Origin of the sequence: Methanohalobium sp. (assembly GCF_046546175.1) — an archaeon.
Classification (GTDB): domain Archaea; phylum Halobacteriota; class Methanosarcinia; order Methanosarcinales; family Methanosarcinaceae; genus Methanohalobium.
Map to the genome: position 1 here is coordinate 1 of NZ_JBKGYF010000016.1, position 14,435 is coordinate 14,435.

The following is a 14,435-nucleotide window of genomic DNA, read 5'->3' on the forward strand; positions in this document are numbered from 1 at the left end:
ATAAGAAGAGAGCCGATACTGGAGCAAGATTAGTCAGAAATATGATGACTGGATAAAAAATAACTTCAAAAAACAGTATGAAGTATTTAAACCAAAAATAGCTTCATATATCAAGCCTGATGACAGTGTACTGGAAATTGGTACTGGTACCGGTGATTTTGCCTTTTATATAGCTCCCATATGTAAAAGTGTCACAGGCACTGACATATCACATGATATGATTGAGAGTGCAAAGCAGAAAAATGTAGAAATCAGATATAAAAATCTCAAATTTCAGGTGGAAGATGCCTACGACCTCTCCTTTGATAAAAGCATGTTTACCAAAATTGTTAGCTGTAATGTACTACAGACCATGAAAACCCATTAAATGTAGTTCAGGAGAGAAATAGCATTCTGGAAAAGGGTAATGAGTATCTGAGCATTACCTATTGTTACGGAGATTCCAGTATTCTGGAAAAGGTCAAATTAATAAAGTGGGTGATACTCTATGGAAAACCAAAATACTGGCACAATTTTAAATCCGGTGAACTTGTAGATATCTTCCAGAAATCAGGTTTTGAAATAATTGAAAGGGAATGGGTATGGGAGAAACCTGCCGTATTGTTCCTGAGACCCCAAAAAAAATGATTATTCCCTGAGGTTTATCGGTGTCAATTTTTTTTCGAGCATTGCCAGTAAACTGTCACTTGCCAGTGCAAGTAATATTGCAGGTATAGCTCCGGCAAGAATTCTATCAGTATTAAAACTTACAAGCCCTTCAAAAACCAGTTCTCCCAGGCCTCCGCTTCCGATAAGTGCAGTCAATACCGCTATACTGTTTGCAAGTAGTGCTGAAAACCTTATACCTGCGAATATGGCGGGATAGGAATTTGGCAGGCGTATATAACGGTTTATCTGCCACCTGGTCATTCCTATTCCATGTGCGTAATCAATCAGTGATGGGTCTATATTTAATAGACCTATATAGGTATTTTTTATAATCGGTAGCAATGCCCTTACAATGATAGCAATCAATGCAGGTGTAAAACCAATGCCTATTAATGGTACAACAATCGCAACCACTGCAAAACTTGGAACCGCTTGTAATAAATTGGCCGTCTTCATAATCCAGTTTGCCAGTCTTTCACTTTCAACCGATACAAAAGCAAGGGGTATGGATACAACAATACTTGCTATAAGGGTCATATAAACCAGTATAATATGCTGGAAGGTAGCATCTGCAATTGTCTCCAAAGTTACCATATTTCATACCTCGCTTTTAGACGTTTTTCAACTATCCCCGCAAATCCGTCGAGTATAACCGCAAGTAACCCTGTCCATATCCCGGCAACAAGGATGGTATTTACCTCATACAGCTGAATACCGGTTTGCAGTGTAGTACCAAGACCTCCGGCAGCAATCAAACCACCAAGTGTTACCAGCCCCATGGTAAACACCAGTGCTATCCGTATTCCTCCCGCAATAAGGGGCAATGACATTGGAATCCGTACTTTAAACAATATTTCTCTGGGTGAAAGACCAAGAGCCTGTGATATATTGATGTATTTTCTATCCACTCCCTTTAAACCAGTATATGTATTTCTGGTAATAGGGAGCAACGAATACAGTATAGATGCTATTATAGTGGGAAGAGTACCCAATCCTGCTAGAGGCAATAGAATCACAAGAAGTGCGATATCTGGTGTGGTTTCAAAAATATTTAACAAATTCAGTACCGGATTGGCAAGTTTTCGGTTGTAATATATGGTAATTCCCAGAACTACTCCAATAACAGAAGATATCAACAGTGCTACACTGAACATGTACAGATGCTCAATAGTTCTCAATGTTAGTGAATGCGTTTGCCAGACCTGGAAAATGTCGTTGAGAACCGATACCAATATCTCACCTTCAATATATATTAGATAAGTTTTAAAAAGACTTCATTGGAGAGAAGAAGACCCTGAGGAGTCTCATTCTCCATCACAACTGCAAATGACTCGTTTTTATTTTTTAACTCAGAGAGGGCTAAAGATACAAAATGTGTGGGAGAAAATACGGTTGATGGTACTGCGACATCATGCAATTTTTCATCTTTTTCATATTTTAACAGGTTCACCATTTGTACTGTACCTTTAAAATCCGAACCATTAAATACAACCCCCAGTTCCATGTTGTATTCTGTCATTCTGGATATGGCATCACTAACTTTTAGGTTTGCATCAAAGATGTATTTATCATCCATAGGAGTCATCAGGTCTTTAACATGAAGTGCATCCATGTGTTTGAACTTATGGTTACTATCCACAATATCGGATACAAGCTCATTTTCTGGATTGAATATCAGGTCTTCAGGTTTTCCAATCTGGATAAGTTCTGCACCATCCATAATTGCAACCCGGTCCCCGAGCTTGAATGCCTCTTCTATATCATGTGTCACAAAAACAATCGTTCTTCCAAGCTCCTGTTTTATCCTGAAGAATTCATCCTGTAACTGACGCCTTAATATCGGGTCAAGAGCTCCAAACGGCTCATCCATTAGCAAAAGTGGAGGGTCCATGGCCAGTGATCTTGCAAGACCCACCCTCTGCTGCTGTCCACCACTTAACTGGTTAGGATATCGGTACAGAAACTGGTCAGGCGGCAGGGACACAAAATCCAACAAACCTTTTACTTTCTCCGTAATCTTATCCTGCGACCAGCCTTCAAGTTTTGGTATGAGACCTATATTGTTCCTGATTGTCATATGGGGAAATAATCCAATATCCTGAATTACATACCCGATATTTCTCCTTAATTTCACAGGGTCAAACTGCATAATATCCTGATTGTTAATAACAATCTGACCTTCATCGGGCTCGATTAAGCGATTTATCATTCGAAGGGTGGTTGTTTTACCAGAACCACTTGGACCTATAAGAATTAGTAATTCTCCTCCCTGTATTTCAAGGTCCAAATCCCGGACTGCAAAATTGTCATTGTATTTTTTTGTGATGTTTTCAAGCTGTATCGAATCTATCCGGTCAAAAAATTTTCTGGACACCATCTGATTCACTAGTTCCTGATAAAAATAAAAAGTTAACTGAAATATTGAATTTAGTTGCTATTTTCTATCAATCCCTCTTTATCAAGGAAGTTCCTTGCAATATCTCTTGCTTCTTTATTTTCCACATCATACTGATAGTTCAGATTTCTCATTTTCTCCTGGTCTATAGTATTGTTCAACTGACCGAATACATCCATTGCATCTTGATGTCTGGATGCAAAATCACTGGTTACTATTGTTATAGCATCATATGGTGGAAGTGCGGCATTATCATCATTAAGAACCCTGAGGTCAAACAGTTCATTTTTGGTATCTGTGGTATATGCAGATATAGCATCCACCTGCTTGTTTTTAATGGATTTATACATGATAGATGGTGCCCCCTGTTTGTAATCTCTGAATTCAAAATCATAAACTTCTTTTATTTGTGGAAGTCCGTCCTTCCTGGTAGCAAATTCAGGGTCTGTTCCAACTACCATGTCTGATGCATAACCTTCAAGATCACTCAGTTTTGTTATATTATGAGATTCCGCCCATTCTTCATCCACTGCAATAGCATAGGCATTTTCAAAGCCCAGTCTGTTTGCTATAACTATATTTTCCTCTTCAAGCATTCCCTCTTTGGTTTCCTTATATATCATCTGGGATTCCCATGTATCAGGTGAGGGGTTTTTAAGAATCTGGCTGTAGGCGGTTCCAGTGTATTCAACATAGGCATCAATCTGTCCCTGTTTCAGTGCTTCAAAATTGACAAATGTTCCCCCAAGGCCCTGCTCCACTTCGGTATTGTAACCATTTTCTTCCAGTAAAATTGAAAGCATGTGAGCAAGTATATAGGACTCCTGGAAGAGTTTGGACCCTATAACAATCGTTTCATCTGAGTTCGGGTTAGTATCCGTTTCATTTGTTTGAGGATTCTGTGCACACCCACTCGCCATTATAGCGGTAATGAGCATAAGTGATATAACAATGACTTTCCATTTCATTTATTGTTCCCCACAATAGTTTAGACCACTTATCTAGTTCTTAAATTGTTATCAGACAATGATTGAGTGCAATTGGTAAAAAGATTTGCGTTTTCTAAAGAAGTATATATTTATAACGATATCCTGTAAATCCTGTTCAATTTTTATTTCCAACAAAAAATAATATTTTCATTTCAAATGGTTTTCATTTATATATCTTGAAAACACATTGGTACTTGAGGCGAATCAGATGGACGACACGTTAATAGATCTGATTGAGCGCGCCAGATATTATGAGCAGTTCGATGATTTCGACCGTGCTCTTGATCTGGAATAAAATGCATATATTAAAAAGGTTGGCCATTCATCCCCTCAGAATTGAATTTTACCAACCTTATATTTTTTATATGCAGAATATATTTTTCATAACTTGCAAATCATATCCCGCAATTTTTCACCAAGCTTTATATTCTCTTTATAATCAACCTCCACATCAAAAACCCAGATACCGCCTTTTTCCAGTGCATTCTGGAGGTTTGGAACAAGTTCATCCGTTGCTTCGATTTTTACCCCATTAACCCCGAAACTCTGCGCCATCTGTACAAAACCAGGATTGGAAAAATCAACCCCATATGATGTTTTAAATTTTTCAATTTCATTCCACTCGATTACCCCATATTTGGAATCGTTAAATATAACGACTACCAAGTCACATCCAAGTCGTTTTGCAGTCTCAAGTTCCTGGACATTCATCATAAATCCACCATCACCTGCAACTGCAACAACCCTTTTTTCAGGATACACCAGTTTCGCAGCAATAGCTCCCGGAAGTGCAAAACCCATTGAAGCCAGTCCATTGGATATCTGAACTGTATTCGGTTCATACGCAGGAAAGAGTCTCCCTATCCAGAGTTTATGAGCTCCAACATCACTTATAAGGATATCATCTCTGGAAAAGCTGGTCCTTATATCATGAAGTATTTTCTGCGGCTTTAAAGGAAATGAAGTGTCATCCATATAGGATATTAGCTCATTGTCCATGATCTGTTTAAGTTTTGCAACCGAATCTGTCATACCCTTTTCAAATCCACAATTTTTTGTTAGGCTATACAGCGAATGTTTCAGATTTCCTATAAGAGAACACTCTGGAAGATAACTTGAATCTATTTCCGGATGTTTATTATGGATATGTATTATTGTTTTTGAACCGTCAGGGTTCCACATACGGGGACTGTATTCAACAGGATCTACACCTACACAGATTACAAGGTCTGCTACATCGAACCCACACATTAGATAATCCTTTTTTTGAAGTCCTACTGAACCGATATATAAATCATCATCTGCTGGAACAGTACCTTTACCCATAAAAGTAGTAGCTACCGGAATTTTTACATTATCCACAAACTCTGCAAGTTCCCTGTCAGATTGCTCTCTTGTTACTCCATTACCTGCAAGGATCACAGGTCTGGATGATTGTTTTATAAGTTCAACTGCTTTTATAAGTTCGTTTTCATCATGTTCGCTTTTATGGGAATAGGTTTTTGTTTGAAGAGGATTTTTATGGGTTTCATCAGCTGCTATATCTTCTGGTAATTCGATATGAACCGAACCTGGTATGTCGCAGGCTATATCAAACGCCTTTCGCACAATTTCTGGTATGAAATCTGGGCGGGTTATTTTCCTGTTCCAGTTTGTAATGTTTTTAAAGGTATCAACAACATCAATGTACTGGTGTGCCTCTTTATGCATTTTTTCCAGTGATGCCTGCCCTGTTATTGCTACCAGTGGAGCTCTGTCCAGATAGGCATCAGCTACACCTGTCATAAGGTTGGTTGCACCTGGCCCCAGGGTGGATAGACATACACCTGGTTTATGCGTAAGCCTTCCATAGACATCAGCCATGAATGCTGCACCCTGTTCATGCCTTGTGACTACAAATTTTATATTGGATCGTGAAAGAGAGTCCACAAGGTCAAGGGTCTCTTCACCCGGTATTCCAAAAATGTATTCAACTCCTTCATTTTCCAGACACTTAACAAAGAGGTCACTAGCTTTCATTCAGTACACCTTCATGGATTTGATATTCATGAACTCATAAAAACCAAATCGCGAAAGTTCTCTACCTACACCACTCTTTTTGATTCCACCGAAAGGCAACCTCGGGTCGGATTTTGTAATCGAATTTACAGAGACATTTCCTGCATCTAAATCTCTTGTCAGACGGACCGCCTTCTCCCGGTCTTCAGTCCAGATATTTGCCCCCAGACCGTATTCGGTGTCATTGGCCACTTTAATAGCTTCCTTTTCATCTTTGACAGATATAACAGGTGCCACCGGTCCAAAGGTCTCTTCTGTCAAGACTCTGGAATCACTGGGTACATCGGTAAGAATCACAGGAGAATGATAGAATCCTTTGCCTTCGGTTTTACCACCTTCAAAAACTACTTTAGCTCCCTTTGATACCGCATCGTTTACCTGTTGTTCAAGCAATGTGATTTGTTTATCAGCTACAAGAGGTCCGATATCAGTGTTTTCATCCATGGGGTCTCCCATCTTGAGGTTTCTAGTCGCATTTACAAACTTTGAAATGAAATCATCAATTACATCTTCCACAACAATAAACCGTTTTGCTGCAATACAGCTCTGTCCTGTGTTAGTAAATCTTCCCGCAGCTGCCGCTTCTGCTGCTTTTTCAATATCCGCATCATCCAGGACAATAAAAGGATCACTACCTCCCAATTCAAGGACACATTTTTTTATGTTCCTGCCGGATTCTATTGCTACAGTTTTCCCTGCGGATGTACTGCCTGTTAGTGATACACCTGCGATCTCGTTCCTTGATATCAATGACGAGGCAGTATTGCCATCCACCAGCATTGTCTGATACACTCCTTCCGGAAACCCCGCTTCTCTAAATAACCCCTCTATTTCCAGTGCACACATAGGTACGTGATGGGAATGCTTCAGCAGTATCACATTACCTCCTGCAAGTGCTGCCGCACCTACACGTAATGCCTGCCAAAACGGAAAATTCCACGGCATTATGGTCATTATAGTTCCGAGTGGTTCAAATACCACACCAGAGGTTTCTGCATCTGTTTCAATAAATTCAGGCTCCATATACTGTTTTGCCTTTTCAGCAAAGTGTTCAAGGACCCATGCACATTTTTCAATTTCGGATACCGATTGTCTGATGGGTTTTCCCATTTCTTTTGTAATCGTTTGTGCAAGATCTTCTTTCCTTTCACGGAGACTGGATGCGGCATTGTTCAGGTATTCAGACCTTTTGGATAATTCAAGATTCTTCCATTCATTAAAAGCTTCTGTTGATTTTTTTAATATTTCATCGATTTTCTCCTGAGAGAAATAATCAAATTCCTTGTTTACCTCTTCTGTAGCAGGATTAACAGATACTATTTTATCCATGTATTTGATACCTCCTTATCCAATAATGTAATCAATTTTCGTTTTAATATAACCGAATAACAGATTAAAAGAGTTCCAGTTGTGATTGTAAAAAAATAATACATTTGAGAATCCACTTGAACTGATAATATCTTTTAACCGTACTAAATCAGATATCCTACAATCCCCCTTTCAACCTGTACCCGGATTTTTAAACAGGCTTGTTATCTGATATGTTTCTCCTATTATAAAAGGGATGTTTAAACCCGGGATTCAATATTTTACATTGGTTTCATTCAACCCAAACTTCAAGTTTAACAGTTCCAAATATAATACTATAGAGATTTTCGAAAAACCCACACCTCCCTTACACTGCGAATATATTCAATAAATAGTATGTCAGGGATTACAATAACTCAATATTCTTTCATTGTTTTTATATTCATGAATTCATAGAACCCAAACCTTGATAGCTCTCTTCCTGTACCACTGTCCTTGATACCTCCAAAAGGAAGCTGAGGCTCCGGTTTGAGTACTGAATTCACAAATACTGTTCCTGCATTCAACTGTTTCCCAAGGTTATGAGCCCTTCCCTCATCCTGGCTGCATATTGTAGCACCAAGCCCAAATCGTGTACCATTGGCCACTTCGACGGCTTCCTTTTCGTCTTTGACAGTAATAATCGGTACCACCGGTCCAAAGGTCTCCTCTCTCATGACTCTGGAATCTCTGGGTACATCGGTCAGAACTACAGGTGAATAATAGAATCCTTTACCGTTAGTTTTACCACCTTCAAAAATCACTTTAGATCCCTTTGATACCGCATCATTTACCTGTTTTTCAAGCAGTATTCGCTGTTCATCCCTTACAAGAGGACCCAATTTTGTATTCTCGTCCAGTGGGTCGCCTGGTGCATAACTTCTGGTGGCTTCTACAAATTTAGAGGCAAATTCCTCTGCAACTCCTTCCTCTACAATAAACCGTTTGGCAGATATGCAAGTTTGACCCGCATTCATATATCTGCTGGAAGCACCGGTTTTTGCCGCTTTTTCAATATCTGCATCATCCAGAACTATGAACGGGTCACTTCCTCCCATTTCAAGAATACATTTTTTCATGTTCCTTCCAGCTTCTTCCGCCACAGTCTTCCCTGCGGATGTACTGCCTGTAAAGGACACTCCTGCAATTTCATCCCTTGATATTAACGAAGAGGCAGTCTTGCCATCCATCAGCAGTGTCTGGTACACTCCTTCAGGAAATCCTGCTTCTCTGAATACCCCCTCTATTTCAAGTGCACACATGGGTACATAGCTGGAGTGTTTCAGTAATATTACATTACCTCCTGCAAGTGCATGTGCTGCAAAACTTATAGCCTGCCAGAACGGAAAGTTCCAAGGTTTTATACTCAGAATAACCCCCAAGGGTTCAAAATAAATACCGCAATTTTTTGCATCTGATTCCATAATCTCAGGCTGCATCAACTCCTCTGCATTTTTCGAAAAGTATTCAAAGGTACCTGCACATTTTTCAATCTCACCTACTGCCTGTTTTATGGGTTTCCCCATTTCTCCGGTGATTATTTTTCCAAGTTCAGATTTGCGTTTTCTTAATACGTCCGCTACATTTGCAAGATATTCTGCCCTTTTTGAAACACCAAGGTTGCTCCATTCTAGAAAAGCCTGTTCTGAATTTTTTAATATTTCATTAATTTTTTCTTCTGAATAAAGTTCATATGTTCCATTCGCTTCTTCTGTTGCAGGGTTGATGGATGTTATTTTTGATTTCATGATTTGCCTCGGTTTCAAAATTCTGTAATTTTATGACCATCATTTATTATATCTGAGTTTATTTTCACAAACTCAAGTACTTTCCTGTTACAATAATTAACCTGTACACCGAAACCCCCGATATTGCAACCCATAAAGGAATCATTGACATCATACCATAATCATTACCCAAAAATACTATCGATAGTCCTGTAATCAGTATCATCAGCTGTGATACCCTAACTCGTTTGGATTCCAGACGACATATCCCTTGATCGTCAAAAGAACGGATTCTGGATGATGCAGATATCTGCAGTAAAAACAGTATTGATATGAGTAAAAGAATCAACCTGTTTAAAAATGATGGGATATTTAAGGTCATAGATACACCGAAAATGATTGACGCAACTAAGATTATAAATGAAATAAATGCAAAATATCGATGATTTTTATTTGGTGAGCTCATCCAGCTGTCCAGCAAAAATACCAGAAGTGTGATAAGCATATATATCCAACCTTCCTGATAGGTGAACCAGACTCCAAACCCCATTATAACCAATGAATCCAGAATGCTGGCATGTTTCCCACTTGTTCTGTTTATAACACGTATAATCAGTAATATCCAGACCAGTAAAATAATACCTGACAACTAAAAAGGAAAAATAAAAATAAAAACAAACATCATCCATGCCACAAATAGAGCAGAAAGATCATGGTCAGGATCGAGTTCTCTTGCCATTGCCCAGGAAAGAAAAACAGATATAATAGCCCGGGTGCCCGATAAGATACTTTCAATCAGGGACGTATAGTTAAATAATAATGGATAGATAATAACACTAGCAATAGCAGTTGCTATAACCAGAAGTATTATTGCAAGATTTGGAAGATAGCCTAATTCTATTGAACGCACAACCCCACTAACGTTACTAAGTTTCATTATTTTTATGTTAACCTGCCAGAAGACCGCCAGCAATTGCTCCCAGTATCCCAAATATTGCTGTATGTGCCACAAGTATTATTATCAGGATAATAGTAGAGCCTGCAAAAAATGCCCCTAACAAAGGTACAAAACTAAATATAGACCCAAGAAGTGCTGCCAGTATAATACCTGGAATGACCATTAGGACTGTCATCAGAATACCTACTTTCAATCCGTCCCAAGCATCCTTTGCTCCTGCATAACCCCCGATAAAACCACCTATTAATGGTGCCAGTATATCTATAAACGGCAATAAATACAGAATAATTGTACACACAAGACCGATTACCGCGCCTTTAAATTCTTCACTCATTATGAATACTCCTCTATTAGTAGAAAACGTTCCGGAGATATATAAATTGTTGAACTAAATAAGGATACCTATAAATCCATCCATACTCAATTATCAACTATGGACCAGTTACAGGAAACCGCAGAAAAGATTCGCACAATGGAGATACGTGGCGCCGGTAGAATTGCCAAGGCTGCTGCAATAGCTATCCGTGATTATGTCAGAAATTTGGATGCTTATACCATACAGGAATTCGATTATAAAGTCCAGAAAGCTGCAAAAACACTTGTTAATACCCGTCCTACTGCGGTATCCCTCCCAAATGCAGTCTGGATGAGTGTAAAATACAGCAAAAAAAACGTGGATGGTGCCAGAGAAGAAATCATAAACAATGCCAACCAATTCATCAAACAGGCTGATGATGCACTTGATAACATCGGTAATATTGGCGCACGACGGATACAGAATGGAGATGTGATACTAACCCACTGCAATTCCCATGCTGCATTATCAGCCATCACAACTGCATTTGAACATGGCAAAAACATATCGGTAATAACTACCGAATCCAGACCCAGGAAACAGGGATTGCTTAATATCAAATATCTCAATGATTATGGAATCCCTACCACATACATTGTTGATTCTGCTGTAAGGTCGTGTATAAAGGATGTGGACAAGGTAATCGTGGGTGCAGATGCTATTTCTGTCAATGGCGCACTTGTTAATAAAATAGGAACCTCTCAGCTTGCACTATCGGCTCATGAAGCACGGGTGAATTTTCTGGTTGCCGCAGAAACCTACAAATTCAGTCCCAGAACAATACAGGGAAACCTGATAGAAATAGAAGACCGACCCATTGATGAAGTTATGGATCCTGATAAACTTAAGGACTTACCTCATGTTAACGTCAAGAACCCTGCTTTTGACGTTACTCCAGCCGAATACATCGACCTTATAGTAACAGATGCTGGAGTCATTCCACCGGGTATGGCATATATCATAATAAAAGAATATCTTGGCTGGGAACTCAGTGACATCGGTTAATAAAGGCTGGTTACTTCTTTTGATTTTTGTCTGTAATATGAAAACAGTTCATTGCCCCATATAAGTGCACTGTCATTAAAAGTTATCAATTGCCTGTAGTCAAAGATTCCGCTTTTATAAAAAAGTGCCATTGACATGAATCTTTCCGTTATAGAAGATGCGAATTTTAAATCACAGTTACAGATAAAAAGACTTGTATTTTCTGAATCCAAAAATAATTGTAATTCTTCCTCATAATCATTCCGAAACCTGTTAAAAACGGATTCTGTTAAAATAAGGGAGATAATGGCACCATTTTCAACAAGTTGCTTAAATAGTGTCGGATAATTAGGTCTGAAAAAAGCAGAAACCATCTTAACATCCCTTGACAACAACAGGTTGTCTACCACCTCTTTTACCGGTTCAAACATGGAATTTAATTCCGGTTCAATTATCTCACAATCATCAAGTTCATCGATTCTACTCAAAAGGTGTCTCGGTATCGACTCCAAATCCCGGTTTGCCCAGTATTCATGGTTTTCTTCAATAATTTTTAATGTATCCAGTAGAGGACGCATTTTTTCTACAATTAATTCCCCGAGTTCGGATAGTTTATACAATCCTTCTTTTTTTATAACCAGTTCACCATCTGTCAATTTCTTGATTTGCGGCATTATCGATGTTGATGTGACATTTAGAGATTTTTTAATTTCTTCACTGTTTTTGGGACTTTCATCCAGTAATAGAAGTAGGTTTTTCCTTTTTTCGGAGAGAAATATTGTATCAATCAGGGATGATTTCATGGGACTACCTCGTTGATGATAGTTATAAAACCATTACAATATTAAAATTTCGGAGCAGTTGAAAGGATTGATATATCCCGTTTATCACATTCTTTTGCGAGGTATTTCAGCAATTTTTCCCGTTCCTGCGGTGACAGGTCTTTATCAATGATTTCCTTACCTCTGACAGATGGAATAAAATTGTAATGCATAAATGTACATGCTCCGAGTTCTTCTGTCAGGTTTATAATATCTTCAACCTCATTCAGATTGTCCTTTGTCGCGGTCATGATAGTTTTGTCAAAAGTCCAGCATCTACAGAATTTTTGATTCCTGTACTGTTTTATCAAAGGCTCCAGGCATACCCCGGAATTCATCATGTGTTTCTCTGTTTCCATCCAGGGATATCTGAGCATAGCAACATCCGCTATCTTTTAACTTCTGTGCATTTTCTTTAGTAAGCATAGTACCGTTTGTAGCAATGGCAAAACACATATATTTATCAACAATTTTTTTCCACCTGATAAACATCCTTTGTAAAAAGCGGTTCCCACCGGATAATGATATATAGGCTCCTCCTGCATACGCCATCTCATCAACAGCTTTCAGTTTTTCTTCTGTTGTCAAATCGTTAGTAGTTGGTTTGTTTCCTGAAATCTGATAACAATGTTTGCATTTAAGGTTGCAAGCATTTTTAAAATTCCAGACCACCATAAAAGATGCATAAGAAGTAAAGGGTTTCTCAAGTCCTCTCCATGCAATTCCTTCCAGTGTAGATACCAGACCCCTTCTCCAGTAATCGATTTGAAGATTGGATTTTACATCTTCTTCAGTAATACTTGTTCTGCTTACGACTGAATCCACTATTTTGATGACGATTTTTTCAGTTAGCTTATCCCCTAATGAGAGGTTTACATCATCATTTAAGTCATAACTTTTTAATATTTTATCAAGACACCTTTCATTACCATTTCTTTTTGTCGCAAATTTCAATAATTTCCTTATAACCAGGTTCTCAAAACCGGTTTCAATAATCCTTGCCATGTTGTCTGTCTGTTTCTTATAGGAACTTTCAATTTCAGTCATTATTAACCCCCCTGGAATGGCTTCACATAACCAACCAAGGTATTCCTATACACCCCTACAATATACTCGATTGTCAGTACATCAACAAACCCATATAAAAGATATATCTATATTTGAGCACAGATTATTTGTTATTAATTTGCAATGTCTTTCATCATTTGTTCATATAATTATAAGCAACAAATATTGAGTTATTGACTATAATTTAATATGAATTTTTTCACGTTTATTGATTGATTACTTTATGGATTAACCAAATATTTTATAAAAATGATACTTATTTCTTACCCACCGCCGCCAAATATATAGAGAATTGGTTTTCACCATCTATACGCAACAGGGTATTTAGTACATCATCCAGAAAAGCACCTATCGCACATACACCACAACCTATTGAGTCGGCACTTAAATACAGGTTCTGACATACATGACCTGCATCAAGGAACAGATATCGATAACCTCTACCTCCGTAACGCCATGTCATTCTTTCTGCAACTGCTGTCCAGACAAAAGTTACTGCACTGTTTTTTACAAAACTTTGATCAAGGCATGCATCGGTAATTTTATCTGCCAGACTGGGTTCTGTATCCAGTTCAAGCAATTTATGTTCAATCGCCAAAAACCGGTAAAGTCCTGGTTTCAAACCTTCTACATTATTTATCAGTAAATAGGTTTCAAGAGCATGTCTGGCTCCTGCGGATGGGACATTTCTGAAGGTAGCGGCATTTGGTATGTATTCTCTGACACCCTGTGTACACCATAGCAAATAAGACAATTCTTCCAGACTTAAAGCTTTTTTTGAATACTGACGAAAGCTTCTGCGGTTTTCAATAACCTGTGCTAAATCAAAATCATTTACAGAAATCTTTTCAGATTCTGGCAAATCAATCAGAGTTTTTGTACTATCAAATTCCAGTTCAAGTGGGGGGCTTCGATGCCCCTTCATCTGACCCGGTTTATCTATATGTCGAAATTTAGTCTTTTCAATAAATTCCTTACCTGTATCCCCCACCATTTATTACGCCTATATCCCTTTATATATGCAATCTATATTAGATTTTTTTCCGATAATTTCCGTTGGAAAATAAGATATACCATGAAGTCAT

The 14,435-nt window shown here is 38.3% G+C and carries 17 protein-coding genes; 3 read left to right on the forward strand and 14 right to left on the reverse strand.

Annotated elements, in window-relative coordinates; all coding sequences use genetic code 11:
* The first annotated feature begins 28 nt into the window (after positions 1-28).
* Together ACLFMM_RS03175 and ACLFMM_RS03180 are read left to right on the forward strand one after the other, a co-directional pair.
* Positions 29-367 (forward strand): class I SAM-dependent methyltransferase, encoded by a 339-nt coding sequence (locus tag ACLFMM_RS03175; protein ID WP_410807297.1) that lies wholly within the window; start codon positions 29-31, stop codon positions 365-367.
* Between the two features lie 110 nt (positions 368-477).
* The gene (locus tag ACLFMM_RS03180) at positions 478-627 is read left to right on the forward strand and encodes a hypothetical protein (RefSeq protein ID WP_410807267.1); all 150 of its coding nucleotides are present in this window, start codon (positions 478-480) and stop codon (positions 625-627) included.
* Here the strand turns inward: ACLFMM_RS03180 and ACLFMM_RS03185 are convergent, their stop codons facing one another.
* The 10 genes from ACLFMM_RS03185 to ACLFMM_RS03230 form a co-directional block, all read right to left on the reverse strand.
* A complete protein-coding gene (locus ACLFMM_RS03185) occupies positions 628-1,242 on the reverse strand; it encodes an ABC transporter permease (protein WP_410807268.1) in 615 nt (204 codons plus the stop codon).
* Positions 1,236-1,880, reverse strand: coding sequence for an ABC transporter permease (locus tag ACLFMM_RS03190; protein WP_410807269.1), 645 nt, complete (start codon positions 1,878-1,880; stop codon positions 1,236-1,238). Before ACLFMM_RS03190 ends, ACLFMM_RS03185 begins: the two co-directional genes overlap by 7 nt.
* A 20-nt stretch (positions 1,881-1,900) precedes the next feature.
* Entirely contained in the window at positions 1,901-3,025 is a 1,125-nt protein-coding gene (locus ACLFMM_RS03195; protein WP_410807270.1) for an ABC transporter ATP-binding protein, read from the reverse strand.
* 50 nt (positions 3,026-3,075) lie between these two features.
* Positions 3,076-4,011: a glycine betaine ABC transporter substrate-binding protein gene (locus tag ACLFMM_RS03200; protein ID WP_410807271.1), complete on the reverse strand. Its 936-nt coding sequence runs from the start codon at positions 4,009-4,011 to the stop codon at positions 3,076-3,078.
* Between the two features lie 402 nt (positions 4,012-4,413).
* A complete protein-coding gene (locus ACLFMM_RS03205; RefSeq protein ID WP_410807272.1) occupies positions 4,414-6,051 on the reverse strand; it encodes an acetolactate synthase large subunit in 1,638 nt (545 codons plus the stop codon).
* Positions 6,052-7,419, reverse strand: a complete 1,368-nt coding sequence (locus tag ACLFMM_RS03210) for an NAD-dependent succinate-semialdehyde dehydrogenase (protein ID WP_410807273.1) — start codon at positions 7,417-7,419, stop codon at positions 6,052-6,054.
* 395 nt (positions 7,420-7,814) lie between these two features.
* Positions 7,815-9,185 (reverse strand): NAD-dependent succinate-semialdehyde dehydrogenase, encoded by a 1,371-nt coding sequence (locus tag ACLFMM_RS03215; protein WP_410807274.1) that lies wholly within the window; start codon positions 9,183-9,185, stop codon positions 7,815-7,817.
* A 64-nt stretch (positions 9,186-9,249) separates the two neighbouring features.
* Complete coding sequence (locus ACLFMM_RS03220) at positions 9,250-9,813, reverse strand: hypothetical protein (protein WP_410807275.1); 564 nt, start codon at positions 9,811-9,813, stop codon at positions 9,250-9,252.
* Positions 9,814-10,101 carry a hypothetical protein gene (locus tag ACLFMM_RS03225; protein ID WP_410807276.1) on the reverse strand — a complete coding sequence of 96 codons (288 nt, stop codon included), beginning with the start codon at positions 10,099-10,101 and terminating at the stop codon, positions 9,814-9,816.
* A gap of 10 nt (positions 10,102-10,111) precedes the next feature.
* Complete coding sequence (locus tag ACLFMM_RS03230) at positions 10,112-10,456, reverse strand: DUF5518 domain-containing protein (protein WP_410807277.1); 345 nt, start codon at positions 10,454-10,456, stop codon at positions 10,112-10,114.
* A gap of 99 nt (positions 10,457-10,555) precedes the next feature.
* Here ACLFMM_RS03230 and ACLFMM_RS03235 point away from each other — a divergent pair, with 99 nt between their 5' ends.
* A complete protein-coding gene (locus ACLFMM_RS03235) occupies positions 10,556-11,482 on the forward strand; it encodes a ribose 1,5-bisphosphate isomerase (RefSeq protein ID WP_410807278.1) in 927 nt (308 codons plus the stop codon).
* Here ACLFMM_RS03235 and ACLFMM_RS03240 read toward each other — a convergent pair.
* The 4 genes from ACLFMM_RS03240 to ACLFMM_RS03255 all read right to left on the reverse strand — a co-directional run bounded on the left by ACLFMM_RS03240 (position 11,479) and on the right by ACLFMM_RS03255 (position 14,344).
* Complete coding sequence (locus tag ACLFMM_RS03240) at positions 11,479-12,264, reverse strand: helix-turn-helix transcriptional regulator (protein WP_410807279.1); 786 nt, start codon at positions 12,262-12,264, stop codon at positions 11,479-11,481. The genes ACLFMM_RS03235 and ACLFMM_RS03240 overlap by 4 nt on opposite strands.
* Before the next feature lie 41 nt (positions 12,265-12,305).
* Complete coding sequence (locus ACLFMM_RS03245; protein WP_410807280.1) at positions 12,306-12,533, reverse strand: hypothetical protein; 228 nt, start codon at positions 12,531-12,533, stop codon at positions 12,306-12,308.
* A 25-nt stretch (positions 12,534-12,558) separates the two neighbouring features.
* The gene (locus ACLFMM_RS03250; RefSeq protein WP_410807281.1) at positions 12,559-13,329 is read right to left on the reverse strand and encodes a radical SAM protein; all 771 of its coding nucleotides are present in this window, start codon (positions 13,327-13,329) and stop codon (positions 12,559-12,561) included.
* A gap of 277 nt (positions 13,330-13,606) precedes the next feature.
* Positions 13,607-14,344, reverse strand: a complete 738-nt coding sequence (locus tag ACLFMM_RS03255; RefSeq protein ID WP_410807282.1) for a SagB/ThcOx family dehydrogenase — start codon at positions 14,342-14,344, stop codon at positions 13,607-13,609.
* Positions 14,345-14,435: the final 91 nt, after the last annotated feature.

Bases quoted from the DNA above. Each gene is read 5' to 3' on its own strand.
- ACLFMM_RS03185 (WP_410807268.1), bottom strand. From the start codon at position 1,242: ATGGTAACTTTGGAGACAATTGCAGATGCTACCTTCCAGCATATTATA.
- ACLFMM_RS03195 (WP_410807270.1), bottom strand. From the start codon at position 3,025: ATGGTGTCCAGAAAATTTTTTGACCGGATAGATTCGATACAGCTTGAA.
- ACLFMM_RS03200 (WP_410807271.1), bottom strand. From the start codon at position 4,011: ATGAAATGGAAAGTCATTGTTATATCACTTATGCTCATTACCGCTATA.
- ACLFMM_RS03205 (WP_410807272.1), bottom strand. From the start codon at position 6,051: ATGAAAGCTAGTGACCTCTTTGTTAAGTGTCTGGAAAATGAAGGAGTT.
- ACLFMM_RS03210 (WP_410807273.1), bottom strand. From the start codon at position 7,419: ATGGATAAAATAGTATCTGTTAATCCTGCTACAGAAGAGGTAAACAAG.
- ACLFMM_RS03215 (WP_410807274.1), bottom strand. From the start codon at position 9,185: ATGAAATCAAAAATAACATCCATCAACCCTGCAACAGAAGAAGCGAAT.
- ACLFMM_RS03225 (WP_410807276.1), bottom strand. From the start codon at position 10,101: ATGAAACTTAGTAACGTTAGTGGGGTTGTGCGTTCAATAGAATTAGGC.
- ACLFMM_RS03230 (WP_410807277.1), bottom strand. From the start codon at position 10,456: ATGAGTGAAGAATTTAAAGGCGCGGTAATCGGTCTTGTGTGTACAATT.
- ACLFMM_RS03235 (WP_410807278.1), top strand. From the start codon at position 10,556: ATGGACCAGTTACAGGAAACCGCAGAAAAGATTCGCACAATGGAGATA.
- ACLFMM_RS03240 (WP_410807279.1), bottom strand. From the start codon at position 12,264: ATGAAATCATCCCTGATTGATACAATATTTCTCTCCGAAAAAAGGAAA.
- ACLFMM_RS03245 (WP_410807280.1), bottom strand. From the start codon at position 12,533: ATGACCGCGACAAAGGACAATCTGAATGAGGTTGAAGATATTATAAAC.
- ACLFMM_RS03250 (WP_410807281.1), bottom strand. From the start codon at position 13,329: ATGACTGAAATTGAAAGTTCCTATAAGAAACAGACAGACAACATGGCA.
- ACLFMM_RS03255 (WP_410807282.1), bottom strand. From the start codon at position 14,344: ATGGTGGGGGATACAGGTAAGGAATTTATTGAAAAGACTAAATTTCGA.